This window comes from Borrelia maritima (assembly GCF_008931845.1).
Taxonomy (GTDB): domain Bacteria; phylum Spirochaetota; class Spirochaetia; order Borreliales; family Borreliaceae; genus Borreliella; species Borreliella maritima.
This window is the reverse complement of record NZ_CP044535.1, coordinates 277684-293401: the sequence shown is the minus strand read 5'-3', so window position 1 is coordinate 293401 and position 15718 is coordinate 277684. Positions and strand designations below refer to the sequence as shown.

General features: G+C 31.0%; 18 protein-coding genes. All 18 read left to right on the top strand.

Going from position 1 to position 15718, the window contains the following annotated elements; all coding sequences use genetic code 11:
• The first annotated feature begins 2 nt into the window (after positions 1 to 2).
• The 18 genes from flgE to DB723_RS01310 are packed head-to-tail and all read left to right on the top strand — an operon-like array spanning position 3 to position 15708.
• Positions 3 to 1331 (top strand): flagellar hook protein FlgE, encoded by a 1329-nt coding sequence (flgE, locus tag DB723_RS01395; protein ID WP_151551606.1) that lies wholly within the window; start codon positions 3 to 5, stop codon positions 1329 to 1331.
• A gap of 20 nt (positions 1332 to 1351) precedes the next feature.
• A complete protein-coding gene (locus tag DB723_RS01390) occupies positions 1352 to 1573 on the top strand; it encodes a flagellar FlbD family protein (protein WP_151551605.1) in 222 nt (73 codons plus the stop codon).
• Positions 1573 to 2355: a motility protein A gene (locus tag DB723_RS01385; RefSeq protein ID WP_151551603.1), complete on the top strand. Its 783-nt coding sequence runs from the start codon at positions 1573 to 1575 to the stop codon at positions 2353 to 2355. The genes DB723_RS01390 and DB723_RS01385 overlap by 1 nt, the downstream gene beginning before the upstream one ends.
• Positions 2355 to 3137, top strand: coding sequence for a flagellar motor protein MotB (gene motB / locus DB723_RS01380; RefSeq protein ID WP_151551602.1), 783 nt, complete (start codon positions 2355 to 2357; stop codon positions 3135 to 3137). The genes DB723_RS01385 and motB overlap by 1 nt, the downstream gene beginning before the upstream one ends.
• 48 nt (positions 3138 to 3185) lie before the next feature.
• Positions 3186 to 3722, top strand: a complete 537-nt coding sequence (gene fliL, locus DB723_RS01375) for a flagellar basal body-associated protein FliL (RefSeq protein WP_151551600.1) — start codon at positions 3186 to 3188, stop codon at positions 3720 to 3722.
• Between the two features lie 44 nt (positions 3723 to 3766).
• The gene (gene fliM, locus DB723_RS01370; protein ID WP_151551599.1) at positions 3767 to 4825 is read left to right on the top strand and encodes a flagellar motor switch protein FliM; all 1059 of its coding nucleotides are present in this window, start codon (positions 3767 to 3769) and stop codon (positions 4823 to 4825) included.
• A 46-nt stretch (positions 4826 to 4871) separates the two neighbouring features.
• Complete coding sequence (fliN, locus tag DB723_RS01365; RefSeq protein ID WP_014023523.1) at positions 4872 to 5213, top strand: flagellar motor switch protein FliN; 342 nt, start codon at positions 4872 to 4874, stop codon at positions 5211 to 5213.
• Positions 5206 to 5832: a flagella biosynthesis regulatory protein FliZ gene (locus DB723_RS01360; RefSeq protein WP_151551597.1), complete on the top strand. Its 627-nt coding sequence runs from the start codon at positions 5206 to 5208 to the stop codon at positions 5830 to 5832. The genes fliN and DB723_RS01360 overlap by 8 nt, the downstream gene beginning before the upstream one ends.
• Before the next feature lie 10 nt (positions 5833 to 5842).
• A complete protein-coding gene (gene fliP, locus DB723_RS01355; RefSeq protein WP_151551596.1) occupies positions 5843 to 6607 on the top strand; it encodes a flagellar type III secretion system pore protein FliP in 765 nt (254 codons plus the stop codon).
• 19 nt (positions 6608 to 6626) lie between these two features.
• Positions 6627 to 6890, top strand: a complete 264-nt coding sequence (gene fliQ / locus DB723_RS01350) for a flagellar biosynthesis protein FliQ (RefSeq protein WP_038628195.1) — start codon at positions 6627 to 6629, stop codon at positions 6888 to 6890.
• 35 nt (positions 6891 to 6925) lie between these two features.
• Positions 6926 to 7714 carry a flagellar biosynthetic protein FliR gene (fliR, locus tag DB723_RS01345; RefSeq protein WP_151551595.1) on the top strand — a complete coding sequence of 263 codons (789 nt, stop codon included), beginning with the start codon at positions 6926 to 6928 and terminating at the stop codon, positions 7712 to 7714.
• Positions 7714 to 8832, top strand: coding sequence for a flagellar biosynthesis protein FlhB (flhB, locus tag DB723_RS01340; protein WP_151551593.1), 1119 nt, complete (start codon positions 7714 to 7716; stop codon positions 8830 to 8832). Before fliR ends, flhB begins: the two co-directional genes overlap by 1 nt.
• Before the next feature lie 8 nt (positions 8833 to 8840).
• The gene (gene flhA / locus DB723_RS01335) at positions 8841 to 10934 is read left to right on the top strand and encodes a flagellar biosynthesis protein FlhA (protein WP_151551592.1); all 2094 of its coding nucleotides are present in this window, start codon (positions 8841 to 8843) and stop codon (positions 10932 to 10934) included.
• 4 nt (positions 10935 to 10938) lie between these two features.
• A complete protein-coding gene (gene flhF, locus DB723_RS01330; RefSeq protein ID WP_151551591.1) occupies positions 10939 to 12105 on the top strand; it encodes a flagellar biosynthesis protein FlhF in 1167 nt (388 codons plus the stop codon).
• Positions 12106 to 12116: 11 nt separating this feature from the next.
• Complete coding sequence (locus DB723_RS01325) at positions 12117 to 13004, top strand: MinD/ParA family protein (protein ID WP_151551589.1); 888 nt, start codon at positions 12117 to 12119, stop codon at positions 13002 to 13004.
• 6 nt (positions 13005 to 13010) lie between these two features.
• Positions 13011 to 13472, top strand: a complete 462-nt coding sequence (locus DB723_RS01320) for a hypothetical protein (RefSeq protein ID WP_151551588.1) — start codon at positions 13011 to 13013, stop codon at positions 13470 to 13472.
• 2 nt (positions 13473 to 13474) lie between these two features.
• On the top strand, positions 13475 to 15379 hold the full coding sequence (locus DB723_RS01315; protein ID WP_151551586.1) for a FapA family protein: 1905 nt from the start codon (positions 13475 to 13477) through the stop codon (positions 15377 to 15379).
• A gap of 26 nt (positions 15380 to 15405) precedes the next feature.
• Complete coding sequence (locus tag DB723_RS01310) at positions 15406 to 15708, top strand: hypothetical protein (protein WP_151551584.1); 303 nt, start codon at positions 15406 to 15408, stop codon at positions 15706 to 15708.
• Positions 15709 to 15718: the final 10 nt, after the last annotated feature.

Genomic DNA, 15718 nt, shown 5'->3' with positions numbered 1-15718 from the left:
ATATGATGAGGTCTTTATATTCTGGTGTTTCTGGACTTCAGAATCATCAAACAAGAATGGATGTTGTTGGTAACAATATTGCGAATGTGAATACAATTGGTTTTAAAAAGGGAAGAGTGAATTTTCAGGATATGATATCCCAATCTATTTCTGGAGCTTCTCGCCCTACTGATTCTCGTGGTGGGACTAATCCTAAGCAAGTTGGATTGGGTATGAATGTTGCTTCAATTGACACTATTCACACCCAAGGGGCTTTCCAAAGTACTCAAAAAGCATCTGATCTTGGAGTTAGTGGAAATGGATTTTTTATTTTAAAAGAAGGTAAAAATTTATTTTATACAAGAGCCGGTGCTTTTGATGTGGATTCTGATCGGCATCTTGTAAATCCTGCAAATGGAATGCGAATTCAAGGTTGGATGGCAAGAAATTTAGAAGGAGAAAGGGTTATCAATACAGCTTCTGATATTGAGGATCTGATTATTCCGATTGGAGATAAAGAAGGGGCAAGGTCTACTAAAAACGTTACTTTTGCTTGCAATCTTGATAAGAGATTGCCCTTAATTCAAGAAGGGGCAAGTCCTGCAGATATTGCACGTGGAACTTGGGTTGTCAATAAGTCATTATATGACAGTTTTGGAAATGTTAGTGTTCTTGAGCTTAGGGTTGTGAAAGATTTGAATACCCCTAACTTGTGGAATGTAACTGTGTTAATAAATGGAGAGCAAAATTCAAATTTTACTCTTAGTTTTGACAATGAAGGGGCATTGGCATCTTTAAATGGGCAACCAAGTCAAAAAGGGGATGTTCTCCAAATTCCTATAACATTTAATGTTTTGGGCGCAAATGTGGGTGAAGTTGGTGAGCAGCAAACTGTAAATTTGAAATTAGGAACAGTTGGAAGTTATACTGATTCAATCACTCAGTTTGCTGATTCTAGCAGCACAAAGGCCATTATTCAAGATGGATATGGTATGGGATATATGGAAAGTTATGAAATTGATCAAAATGGCGTCATAGTTGGAATTTACTCAAATGGCATAAGGCGAGATCTTGGAAAGATTGCTCTTGCTTCTTTTATGAATCCCGGAGGACTTGCAAAATCGGGCGATACTAATTTTGTAGAAACAAGCAATTCAGGTCAAGTTAGAATAGGTGAAACCGGACTTGCTGGACTTGGTGATATTAGATCTGGTGTTTTAGAAATGGCTAATGTTGATCTTGCAGAGCAATTTACAGATATGATAGTGACTCAAAGAGGATTTCAGGCAAATGCTAAAACTATTACTACTTCTGATCAATTATTGCAAGAACTTGTAAGATTGAAAAATTAATCTAAGATTGTTTTTAATATATGATTTTTGTAACTAAGCTTAATGGCGATGGATATTATTTAAATCCTTGTCATATTGAAAGTATTGAAGCTAATCCTGATACTACAATTCTTCTTATGAACGGTAAGAAGTTAATTGTAAAAGAAAAAGTTGAAGAGGTGGTCAATAGGATTAAGTTGTATAGGAAAGAAGTTGCTTCTTTTCAAAAAATTGTAGGAGAAGGAAATGGGGGCGTTGAATAATGAATTTAGCTAGTATAATGGGGTGGGGAGTTGGATTTGGAGCTATTTTAATTTCCATGGCATTTACTCCTACAGGACTTGGTGTTTTTTGGGATTTAAGTTCTGTTTTTATTACTATTGTTGGATCTTTTTCTGCCCTTATGGCTTCTTCAGAAGTTTTTGCTGTGAAAAAAATTCCAACGTATTTGGGATTTTTCTTTAGAAGAAATTCTTATGCTAAAACTTCTGTTATAAAAGTACTAGTAGAGCTTTCAGAAAAGGCTAGAAAAGAAGGTCTTTTGTCTCTTGATGATGAACTTGAACAAATTAATGATCCATTTTTTAAATCAGGAATGAGGCTTGTTGTTGATGGTGCAGATCCGGAGGTAATTAGGACTATGCTATATTTAGAGCTTGATCAAATGCAAGAAAGACATAAAGTTGGTTCAGATCTTTTTAAGACTTGGGCAAAACTTGCTCCCGCTTTTGGTATGATAGGAACTCTTATTGGGCTTGTAGCTCTTCTTGGCAATCTAGAAGATAAGTCTGCGCTTGGGTCTTCTATGGCTGTTGCTCTTATTACAACTCTTTATGGAACCATAATGGCAAATTTAATGTTTACACCTGTTCAACTTAAGCTTGAAAAAATTGATTCTGAGGAAGCTGCAGTAAAAACAATGATCATCGAAGGTGTTTTATCAATTCAGTCCGGGGATAATCCTAGAATTTTAGAGCAAAAATTAATGACTTTTTTAACTCCCAAAGATCGAAACCATCTTGGTAGTAGCATTGGAGGTGAATAATGGCTTTGCGAATTAAAAAGCCTTTAAAATGTGATGAAGGATCTCCAGATTATATGTTGACTTATGGAGACATGGTTACTTTACTACTTGTATTTTTTGTTACAATGTTTTCATTAAATGATATTATTTTTCAAGAAAATGTTATAAGAATAATGTCTGCTTCTTTCACAGGCGCAGGATTTTTTAAAGGTGGAAAAACTTTAGACTTTAGTAAATTATCTTATTTGAGTAATAGTTTTATGTCTTTGCCTTCTACTGTGCGAAATAAACAAGCATCTCAAACTGCTAAAAATAAATCTATGATTGAATTTATTGAGAAAATTCAGTCTAAAAACATTATAGTTAGACAAGAAGAGAGGGGTATTGTGATATCTCTTGCGGCAGATGCATTTTTTGATTCTGCTAGTGCAGATGTTAAGCTTGAAGATAATAGAGATTCTATTCAAAAAATAGCATCTTTTATTGGCGTTTTAAGCTCAAGAGGCTATAATTTTAAAATAGAAGGGCATACAGATAATATTGATACTGATGTAAATGGACCTTGGAAAAGCAATTGGGAGCTTTCGGTTGCAAGATCAGTTAATATGCTGGAACATATTTTAAACTATTTAAATCAACCTAGTGCTAAGAGCATTGAAAATAAGTTTGAAGTATCTGGTTTTGGCGGAAGTAGACCTATTGCAACAGATGATACTCCTGAGGGCAGAGCTTATAATAGAAGAATTGATATATTAATTACTACGGACGCGGCTTTAAGTTTTCCTAAGGAAATTAAGCAGTAATAGTTCTTTTTAACTTATAAATAAGAAACTAATAGGAGGGATTTTATTATGCCAAATAAAGATGATGAAAATTTAGATATGGTGGATTCTAATGTTGGTAGAAAAGGTGGTTTATTGCCCGATATTATAATAAAAATTTTGCAGATACTTGCAATAGGAATATTTACTGTTGCAATAATGATAATTGTTTCTTATTTTGTATCTAAAATGGTTGTAAGCCAAAGTGGAGCTCCTAGTGATTTTCCAGTTTTTTCTAATGAATACTTAGGAAAGCCTCCTATGCTTATATGGTATGAGAGTATAGATGAGATTAGAGGCAACACTTTAGATGTTCCTCCAAAAACTTTTGTTGTAAAGCTTGCTTTAGGATATGCTGAGAATAATGTTAATATTCTCAATGAGCTTGGTAGACAAAAGGTGCGCTTAAAAGACATTATTAGAGAATATTTTAGCCAAAGAACTGGTCAAGAAATAAAGAATGAAAGTCAAATAAAAGCAGAAATTAAGGCGAGAATTAATAGTATTCTTAGAAATGGAGAAATAAAAGAAATAGCATTAACCCAAATTGATATTTTTGATATGTAATAATTAATAAATTTAAAAGAATTTTAAATTTAAAGGAATTTCAAATGGCAAATAATCCAGGAGCTTTATCTCAAGACGATATAGATAGTCTTTTAGAGTCTATCAATTCGTCTGAAAGTTTATCCTTAGACGAATCCCTTTCCAATGTTATATCTAGTCCTACAGGCAAAAAGCAAAAAGTTAAGGTGTATGACTTTAAAAGGCCAGATAAATTTTCAAAAGAACAGGTCAGGACAGTTTCAAGTTTTCATGAGGCATTTGCTAGGTATACTACAACTTCACTTTCTGCTCTTTTGAGAAAAATGGTTCATGTTCATGTAGCTTCAGTTGACCAATTAACCTATGAAGAGTTTATCAGATCAATACCCAATCCTACAACTTTAGCAATAATAAATATGGACCCTCTTAAAGGATCTGCTATTTTTGAAGTTGATCCAACCATAGCATTTGCTATAGTAGATAGACTTTTTGGGGGAGATGGAGATACGATTAAAGATAAAAGTAGAGATTTAACAGAAATTGAGCAGTCTGTCATGGAAAGTGTTATTATTCGTATACTTGCTAATATGAGGGAGGCTTGGTCTCAAGTTGTTGATCTAAGGCCAAGATTTGGGCATATTGAGGTCAATCCACAGTTTGCTCAAATAGTTCCCCCTACAGAAATGATCATTTTAGTAACTCTTGAGGTTAAAATAGGAAAAGTTGAAGGGCTTATGAATTTTTGTTTACCATATATTACTATAGAGCCTATTGTTTCAAAGCTATCAACAAGATATTGGCATTCTTTGATTGGGGTTGGAACTACAAGTGAGAATCTTGATGCTTTGCGTGAAAAATTGGAAAATACAGCGATGCCTTTGATAGCAGAAATAGGAGAGGTTAAACTTAAGGTAAGAGAAATTTTATCTCTTGAAAAAGGGGATGTTTTAAATCTTGAATCTTCTCTAATCAATAAAGATTTAACTTTAAAGGTTGGTACTAAAGAAAAGTTTAAATGTAGAATGGGCTTAATGGGGAATAAAGTTTCAGTACAAATTACAGAAAAAATTGGAGATATAAAAGGATTTGATTTGTTAAAAGAGCTTACAGAAGAGGTTGAGTGATATATAATTTATTTGTATTAACTTAAATTGATAAGAGGTTTGAATTATGAGCGTAGATGAAAAGAGTGATAATGGAGAAAAACCGGAAATAAAAGGGGTTAAGCTTCCCGATTTAATTGATACTTTACCAGAAGGAGTTGATCCTAGTAATTTTGGACTTTTAATGGATGTTTCTATGCAGCTTACTGTAGAGCTTGGAAGAACAGAGCGTAAAATAAAAGATATACTTGGCATGTCTGAGGGCACAATTATTACCCTTGATAAACTTGCTGGTGAGCCTGTAGATATTTTAGTGAACGGTAAAATAGTTGCCAGGGGAGAAGTAGTTGTAATTGATGAAAATTTTGGAGTTAGAATTACTGAGATAATTAAAACTAAAAATGAATAATAAATTTTTATTTTTAGTTTTTTTAGCGTTTTCTATTTTTTTTACATATGCTAATTCACAAGAACAGGTAGGTTCAGCATCTGTTGATTTAGAAAATGAATCTAGATTGCCGATCTTTGAAGAAAATAAGGCAAATTTTGCTAACAAGGATAGTATTCAGCCAGTTTCTCTTTTTAATATTTTAGATTTGGTTAAGATAGTTTTATTTTTACTTGTTGCTTTTTTTATCTTTTTTTTATTTAAGAAGTTGATCTTTCATTCAAAAAAAAGTAAATATGAACAAAATTCTAATTTAGTTAAGGAGCTTGTTTTTTACGAGATAGATGTTAAAAACTCAATAAGGATTATAAGGATATTAGACAATGTTTACATATTTTTAGTTTCTAATAATTCTTCTGTTTTGCTTAAAGAGGTTAAATCTGAAGAAGAGTTAGAAAATTTTAATCGTAAGTTTAGTGAAATTAATGATTCTACTAAGAAAGATTCTTTTAAATCAATCTTTAATAAAATGTTACTCAAAAAAGAAAAAATTGCTTTTTCTGGTAATGATTATGTTAAACTTGAAAAGAAAATTGAGACTTCACTTAAGGATAAACAAGATAGGTTAAAAAAATTTTAGAGGGTTTATTTTGAGAAAGTGTTTTATTTTTTTTTTATTTTTTAGTGTAACAAGTTTATCTTTTGCTCAAACAAAATCTTTGCAAGCTACTAATGGGCTTAATTTCCCGTTTCTAAATTTTGACAATATTGGTGGTTCAGAGATAGCTTTTTCTTTGCAGCTTTTGATTCTATTAACCATTATTACTCTTTCTCCGGCATTTTTAGTTTTAATGACTTCGTTTTTACGAATATCCATAGTTTTGGATTTTATTAGGCGTGCTTTATCTCTTCAGCAATCTCCTCCTACTCAGATAGTAATGGGATTGGCTTTGTTTTTAACTATTTTTACTATGTGGCCAACTTTTAATGTTATATATAAGCAAGCTTATTTGCCTCTTAAAGAGTCAAAAATAAATTTTGATGAATTTTATAACAAAGGGATTGCTCCTCTTAGAATTTTTATGTATAAGCAGATGTCTGATGGGCGTCATGAAGAGATTAGATTATTTATGAGCATTAGCAATTATGATCGACCAAAAAATTTTAGTGAAGTTCCAACTCATGTTTTAATTGCAGCTTTTATTTTGCATGAGCTTAAAGTGGCTTTCAAGATGGGAATTTTAATATTTTTGCCTTTTATAGTTTTAGACATTATTGTTGCTTCTGTTTTAATGGCTATGGGTATGATAATGCTACCCCCTGTAATGATATCTTTGCCTTTTAAGCTGATTCTTTTTGTAATGGTAGATGGCTGGACTTTAATTACTAGTGGTCTTATTAAAAGTTTTATGTAGGTTTTATGTAGAGTTGTATATGACTGCAGGGCACATTCTTTATTTAATCAGAATTTCTATTGAAAACATTATTATTTTATCAGCTCCAATGCTGATTATAGCCCTTATAGTTGGTCTTTTGATTTCAATTTTTCAAGCTATTACTTCAATTCAAGATCAAACTTTAAGTTTTATTCCAAAGATTATTGTTATACTTTTAACTATTGTGATTTTTGGTCCTTGGATTTTGAATAAGCTTATGCAGTTTACTTATATGATTTTTAATCAATTGCAAAATGTTTAATTTATAATTTTAAATTGTATTATGTGGATGAAATTTTGAATTTGAGTTTTTTATTTTTAAAATCTTTTACAATTTTACCTGTGTTAGTTAGAATTTTTATGTTTTTAAAATTTTCTCCGTTGTTTTCAACAATAAAAATTGGATATTTTAATTTTTTCTTTTCATTGATTCTCTCTGTAATTGTTGTTGAAAAGATTAAAATTGTTTATCCCTTAGACAATATGTTTTATTTTGTGTTGATTTTATTAGGAGAAGCTATTTTAGGTCTTATTCAGGCATTTTTTGTTAGTATAATTTTTAATGTTTTCCATTTAATTGGATTTTTCTTTTCTAATCAAATTGGCCTTGCTTATGCAAATATTTTTGATCTTTTTTCAGAAGAAGATAGCATGATTATTTCGCAAATTTTTGCTTATTTATTTTTACTTTTGTTCTTATCAAGCAATTTTTTACTTCGATTTTTTGTAATTGGTATACATGATTCTGTTTTAAACATTAGAGTTGAACATTTGGTCAATATGGGAAATTTTGAATTTGTTAAGCTTTTGCTTATGTCTTTTGGATTTCTTTTTGAAAAAGCTTTATTAATTTCGTTTCCAATATTGGCTTTGCTTTTACTTTTTTATTTGGTATTAGGAATACTTTCAAAATCATCACCTCAGATTAATCTATTAATAATTAGTTTTTCAACTTCGCTATTTTTAGGATTGTTAATTTTGTATATTGGATTTCCAAGCTTGGCAACATCTTCAAAAAGAGTGATTGAGCTTTCCTTAGATTCTCTTGATAGGTTTTTAAAGTTGTTTTCTAGAGTTTTAAAATAATGATAAAAGATGATTTTTTGATTAAAAGCTGGTATATTCCCCTTGATTTTTTTTCTGCAGATGATGAGGGGAGAACTGAATTACCTACTGACCAGAAAAAACAAAAAGCAAGAGAAGAAGGACGGGTATTAAAGTCTATTGAAATTAATACTGCTGTTAGTCTTTTGTTGTTATTTGCATTGTTTTTTTTTATGCTTTCTTATTTTGCTTTAGATTTAGTAGCTGTTTTTAAAGAACAGGCTAGCAAGCTTCCCGAAGTTATGCGGATGAGTGTTTATTCCATGGGCTTTGCATATATTAGATCCATCATTGGATATGTCGTTTTGTTTTTTTTTGCATCTCTGGCTGTTAATTTTTTTGTTAATATTATTCAAGTAGGTTTTTTTATTACTTTTAAATCTTTGGAGCCAAGGTGGGATAAAATTAGTTTTAATTTTTCCAGGTGGGCAAAAAATTCTTTTTTTTCAGCAGGGGCTTTTTTCAATTTATTTAAAAGTTTGTTAAAAGTTGTTATAATATGCTTGATATATTATTTTATTATAGAAAACAATATAGGCAAAATTTCTAAGCTTTCGGAGTATACGCTTAATTCTGGAATTTCTATTGTGTTAATGCTTGCCTATAAGATATGTTTTTTCTCAGTAATGTTTTTGGCAATTGTTGGGGTGTTTGATTATTTGTTTCAAAGATCTCAGTACATTGAGAGTTTGAAAATGACAAAAGAAGAGGTAAAGCAGGAGAGAAAGGAAATGGAAGGTGATCCTTTACTTCGATCTAGAATGAAAGAGAGAATGAGGGGTGTTTTAAGTGCTAATTTAAGAGTGGTTGTTCCTCAAGCAGATGTAGTAATTACAAACCCAGAACATTTTGCTGTTGCTATTAAGTGGGATAGTAAAACAATGCTAGCTCCAAGGGTGCTTGCAAAAGGGCAAGATGAAATAGCCTTCACAATTAAAAAAATTGCAAAAGAAAATAATATCCCTTTAATGGAAAATAAGCTGCTTGCAAGAGCGCTTTATACTAATGTTAGGGTTAACGAAGAAATTCCAAGAGAATATTGGGAGGTTGTTTCAAAAATTCTTGTGAGAGTATATTCCATTACTAAAAAGTTTAATTAGAGGTTCTATTGTTGGATGCTAGAAAAAATTCTATATTAGGATATTTAGGGCTTAATAATAAGTCTGATTTAATAATTTCTGTCGGTTTGATATTTATTGTTGCTGGATTCATTTTGCCCCTTCCTGCGGTTATTTTGGATATTTTGATTACGGTTAATTTAGTAATAAGTCTTTTAATTATTTTAATTGTTCTTTACTCTAAGAGATCTCTAGATTTCTCTGTTTTCCCGACTTTATTACTTGTGATGACTATTTTTGGACTTGTTCTTAATATTTCTTCTACTAGATTGATTTTAACTAAAGGTATAAATTTTGATGGGCAAATGATAAGAACATTTGGAACATTTGTTGTGGGTAGTTCTGGAATTCAAGGGCTTGTTATTGGATTTATAATATTTTTAATAATCATTGCTGTTCAATTTATTGTAATTACCAAAGGAGCGACAAGGGTAGCCGAAGTTGCAGCTAGGTTTGCCCTTGATGCGCTTCCTGGTAAGCAGATGGCCATTGATTCTGCCTATAGTTCTGGAAATTTGACAGAAGAAGAGGCCACAAAGCAAAAAAACGATTTACAATCTGAAGTTAATTTTTATGGTGCAATGGATGGAGCTTCTAAGTTTGTATCAGGAAATGTTAAGGTTGGATTTTTAATAACCCTTATAAATATTCTTGGTGGTTTGTTGGTAGGAATAACTTTGCAAGGTCTTAACTTTAGCGAAGCGCTTAATAATTATGTGTCATTGACGGTTGGTGATGGGCTTGTGTCTCAATTACCAGCTCTTTTGATCTCAACGGCTACAGGATTGATTGTTACCAGGTCTATTTCAAAAAATAGTTTTGGTGGGGAGATTTTTGAGCAATTTACAAGTCACTTAGGAATTTATTGGATTGTTTCCGGATTTTTGTTTTTTTTAGCTTTTCTTCCTGGATTTCCAACCTTAATTCTTATTTTTTTAAGTGTATTAATTGCATTTTTAGCTTATTCTCTTTCAGGAATGAGGCGCAAAGAAGAAATTGAAAAAAAAATAAAGTTAGAAGAAGAGCAAGCGTTAGTTTATTCAGATAAAGACGTTGCTCCTGTTGTTCCTCTTGATCCACTAGCTCTTGAGATTGGATATAATCTTGTTCCATTAGTTGATGATACAAAAACTTCTGAACTGCTTGATCGTATTGTTAAGATAAGGCGTGAAGTTGCATTTGAATTTGGAATAGTTGTGCCTAAGATTAGAATAGTTGACAATATGCGGCTTGAGCCGAATGCTTATTCTTTTAAACTTAGAGGAGTTGAAGTTGGTCGAGGTGAGATTAAACTTGGTAAATTTTTAGTGATAAATGTTGGAATTGATTCCGGAATAGATGGAGAACTTGTTAGAGATCCTTCATTTGGGCTTCCTTCTCTTTGGGTAAATGATGATGGGCGAGAATCTGCTGAAAAATTAGGGTATACTGTTGTAGATCCTCCCTCGATTATTGCTACGCATATGACAGAACTTATTAAAAGACATTCTTATGAGATTTTGACTCGTCAAGATGTTCAAAATACTCTTGATGTTTTTAAGAAAGATTATGGAGCTATTGTTGAAGAGGTTCTTAAGAATTTTTCAGTTGGTGAGATTCAAAGAGTTTTGCAGGGTCTTTTAAAAGAGCAAGTTTCGATTCGTAATTTAGTTACAATTTTTGAAACAATTGCAGATTTTACAAGTATTACTAAAGATATATTTTTCTTAATTGAAAAATGTAGACAATCAGTTGGAAGACAAATAACTAGTGGGTATTTAGACTTAAATTCTGAGCTTAATGTAATAACTTTAAACCCTGTTTTTGAGCAAATAATAATCGATTCTCGTATAGAATCCAGTCATGACCTTATTAGCTCAATTGATCCCAATTTGAAAACTAAATTTATTTATGAACTTTTCAAAATTGTGAATGAAGTTCAAGCAGAAGGGTTTTATCCAGTTGTTCTCTCAAGCGAATCTTCAAGGCCCATAATTAAAGCAATAACAAGTAGAGAGATTCCAGAGCTTGTTGTTATGTCTGTTTTAGAGGTTCCCCAAAATATTAAAGTTAATGTTCTTAAAACAGTAGAGGTTGAAGAATAGTATTATGGTTCAATATTTTACAGAAAAAGGTCCAACTTATAATGAAGTTATAGAAATAATTAAGAAAAAATATGGCAAGAATGCTAGAGTTATGACCTATAAAACCATTCCTCATGGGGGGATTTTAGGTTTGTTTAGCAAAGATTGGGTTGAAGTTTCAGGTTATGTTAGATACGACATTGGCAACCAACAAATTAATGTTGAAGATGAAAAGCGAAAGATACTTCAAAGCATTAAAAGAGAAGAAAATTCTTCAATTGAAGATGTGCTTAAAGAAGTTAAATCTCTTAAAACAGAGCTTGCTCAAAAAAAAGAAAATGTTAATCATCCAACAATTACAAAAATTGAAGATATTTTAAGAGAAAATGATTTTTCTGAAAACTATATTAAAGACATTAATGAGTTTATTAAGAGAGAATTCAGTTTGTCAGATCTTGATGATTATGAGAGAGTTAGAGAGGATGTTATTTTGTATATTGCAAAGACAATTAAATGTTCAGGCGCTATTATTGATGATCTTAAAAAAAGGGTTTTTATTTTAGTTGGTCCAACAGGTGTTGGGAAGACTACCACAATTGCAAAACTTGCAGCAATTTATGGCATTAATGGAGAATCTAAGAGTTTAAATATTAAGATTATTACTATTGATAATTATCGTATTGGAGCTAAAAAACAAATTCAAACTTATGGTGATATTATGGGTATTCCTGTTAGAGCAATTGAGTCTTTTAAAGATTTGAAAGATGAAATTACTGATTCAAAGGATTTCGATCTTATACTTGTTGATACAATTGGTAAAAGTCCTAAAGATTTTATGAAGCTTGCTGAGATGAAGGAGCTTCTTAATGCTTGCGGAAGAGATGCTGAATTTCATTTAGCTGTAAGTTCTACTACGAAAACATCAGATATTAAAGAAATATTTCACCAGTTTTCTCCTTTTAATTATAAAACTGTGATTTTTACCAAGGTGGATGAAACCACTTGTGTTGGGAATTTGATAAGTTTGATTTATGAAATGAAGAAAGTTATTTCTTATGTTACAGATGGGCAAATTGTTCCTCATAATATCAGTGTTGCAGAACCACTTACTTTTATTAGAAGAATAAATGGCTACAGAATAAGCGATGATGCAGAGTTTATTAAGAAGGTAAAAAGTAAATCTTATTATTAAGGAAAGTTATAATGGAAGATCAAGCTCAAAGTTTAAGAGATATGATGAGATTAAATGGTAAATTTAATTTTTCAGTTGATGAGAAAGTTCAAAATAGTAAAACAAGATTTATTGCTGTTAGTAGTGGCAAAGGCGGTGTTGGCAAAAGTAATATTGCAATTGGACTTGCTCTTAAATATTCTGAGCTTGGCAAAAAGGTATTAATACTTGATGCTGACATTGGAATGGCTAATGTTAATATTTTACTTGGAGTTATTCCTAAATACAGTATATATCATATGATTGCTCAAAGTCGTGATATTAGGGAAGTAATAACAAAGACAGAGTACAATATTGATCTTTTAGCCGGTGCTTCTGGTACAATGGAGCTTTTAGATCTCTCTGATGTTGATGTTAATAAATTTATAAAAGAATTATTAAAAATATACGAATATGATATAGTTGTAATAGATACTAGTGCTGGGATTTCAAGGCAAGTTATTTCGTTTTTGCTTTCTAGCGACGATGTTGTTATTGTTACTACTCCAGAGCCTACTTCTATTACCGATGCTTATGGAATAATAAAGGTTTTGTCTTATAAAATGGAGAATTTAAAAAATTTAAGGCTTATTGTTAATAGAGTAGCTAATGTTAGTGAAGCTAAGGGGGTTGCCAAAAAGGTTATAGATATTTCAGGGCAATTTTTAAATTTAAACATTGATTATTTGGGTTATATTTATGAGGATCAAAATATTAGAAGTTCTGTTTTTAAGCAAAAGCCTTTTGTTTTGGTAAATCCAAATAGCAAAGCTAGTTATTGTCTTGATTCTATTGTTGCTACCCTTGAGGAAGTTTCTCTAGACAGCAGAAAAAGAAGAGGTGTTATAGGCTTTATATTAAGATTTTTTGGTGTGGAATAAAGCATTATGTTTATAAGTAGGGAATTAAAATATATTTTGTTAGCCAGCGTGTCAGCATTGTTTATTTCAGTAGTTTTGGGTTTGTTTTGTGGCTTATCATTTTTTACAATCTTGTTTAGATCTTTTTTGCAGTTTACAATTTTTTTTGTTATTGGACTTTTAATTGAGTTTATCTATAAGAAATATTTATTGAATCTTTTTTCAGCAGAATTGCCTAGTGATGCAGAGGATAAGCTTCAAGATGATAAGAAGGATAATAAGGATTTTGATATTCAAAATCCTTATTATGAGAATTTTCAAAATAACAACAGTAGTGTTGATTTTATAGAAGAGGTCAAAAAGTATAAATTTGAAACTGAAGACATGATTAAGGGTAATGACAAAATTAAAGAAATGTCATTTATTGAAGATAATGATCCAAAAGTTGTTGCAGATGCTATTAAAACTTTAATGAGCAAGAAGGAATAAATATGGATAACAGGGCTATAAATTTTTCTGAACTTTCTGATAAAATGCGCGCTTACTTAGAAAGAGAAAGAGATGTTGATTTGATGGAAATAGAAGCAGATACTCTTGAAGAGGCTTTAAATGACGCTTCTTTAGAACTTTCAGTACCTTATAAAGAATTAGACTATGAAGTTTTATTAAAAGGCAGTAATGGCATATTGGGATATGGAAAGAAAAAATGGAAAATAGTAGCTTACAGGAATTCTTCTAACAAGCCTAAAGTCTCTCTTGATGCAAAAAATGATTCAGGAGAAGAAAAAATGATTTCATCGGATGGTGAATTTTTTATTAGGAAATCTTCCAAAGGTGTATTTTTAAAGGTTATCTCATCTAAGGGGCAGGGAATTCCTATTAAATATCAAGATGTTCTTTCTAAATTAGAATTACATAGCAATATTGAAAATTTCAATAAAGACATTGTAAAGGGCATAGTTGAGAATGCTAGTGGATACTATGAAAAAATTGCTGATTTTGAATCTGATCCTTCTGAAAATGTTACAATGATGGTTCAAATATCAGAAAATTCAATGTCAGTTACTATTGAATTTACGGTGCCCGGAATTAATGGAGCTGAAATTTTTGAACAAGATATTTTCAATATCCTTAGAAAATATGGAGTAATAGATGTTGCAATACTTAAGGACAAGGTGGCAAAATTTGTAGATTATCCTGTTTATGGTGAGCCTGTTGAACTTGCAAAAGGGTTAGAGCCTGTAAAGGGTAAAGATTCTTATATTGATTTTATTGTTGATGAGAATAATAGGCTTGGCGAGTATGAGGTTTCAAGCATAGGGTTTAGGAATGTTATTGAAGGCGAAGAGTTAGCCAGAATTATTCCTTTTGGGAAAGGTGTAGATGGTTATACTGTTTTTGGCAAAGTGTTAAAATCAGAGAGTGGGCAAGATATTAATTTTCTTTTAGGTGAAAATACTTTTAGAGATGGTTATAAAATTCGTGCAAAATGTAATGGATATATGTCTGTTTCAGATGGCATAATATCTGTTCATAATATTTATTTAGTCAGGGGTGATGTTGGGCCTGCTACTGGGGATATAGTAAATAATGGAATGGTTCTTGTCCAAGGCAATGTTTTAGATGGATACAACATTATGGCTAAAAGTGGAATAGAAATTAAAGGATTAGTGGGGCGGTGCAATTTAAAAACGGATGGTTCTATTATTTTTCACAGTGGTGTAAATGGTAAGGGCGATTCTAATATTTATGCAAAGGGTAATATTAGAGCTAAGTTTTTAGAAAATGTTACCTTGATTTGTGGTGGGGAGGTTGAAGTTTTAAGAGGTATTGTGAATTCTTCAGTTTCTTCTAAAAAGAGAGTTCTTTGTATTGGTAAAAAATCAAAAATAGTTGGTTCTAATGTTTGTGCTAAAGAAGAGGTTAGGGCTTATTCTATAGGCTCTGACAGAAGTTGTGAAACTTCCATTGACGTTGGCTATGATCCTGAAATTAAAGATTTACTTACTAGGTTTACTATCCACCTTGAAAAGATTGAAAAGCGATTAGAAGTTTTAACTAAAGATATTGTTGCTTTAAAAAAGAATATTGTGTTTATTACAGATAAGTCAGAAAAATCCTTAAAGATTGATAGTTACAATGAATTTGTTAATGAGAGTAAAATTCTTAGGATGGAAATAAAAATGATAGAGGCTAAGCGAATTGATTTGCAAAATGAGCTTGAAAATACTAAGATAGAGGGTAAAGTTTCTGTTGAAAATATGGCTTGTTCAGGTGTTAAGCTTTATATTAATAATGCTTTTTATGAACTTTCAAAAGATTACAGCAATGTTACTTTTGTAGAGGATGATAATTATATTAAAGTTATGACTTATATTCCTTTTAAGCCTGAGTGAGTGATCTTTAATATAAGGATTTATATATGGATGCATTTGAATTTTTTAAAACGTCTATTGCTGGATCTTTTAAAGCCAAACAACTTTTAAGTGAAGATGAAAAGCGTAAAAGATTAAAAATTAATCAAAACGCTAGGCTTAAATTTTTAAGAGATTGTCATACTGATTCTGAGGTTAGCAATGTGTGTCTAGTTAGCAAGGTTGAAGATAATTTTTTGCTTTCATTTCCAGTTAAAAAAAATAAGAATGAAGAGAAGGTAATGCTTAGTTTATATTTTGATAAATTTGAAGATCCCAAAATTGGCAAAAATGTTAATATTAAGAGATGAAATTTTTTAA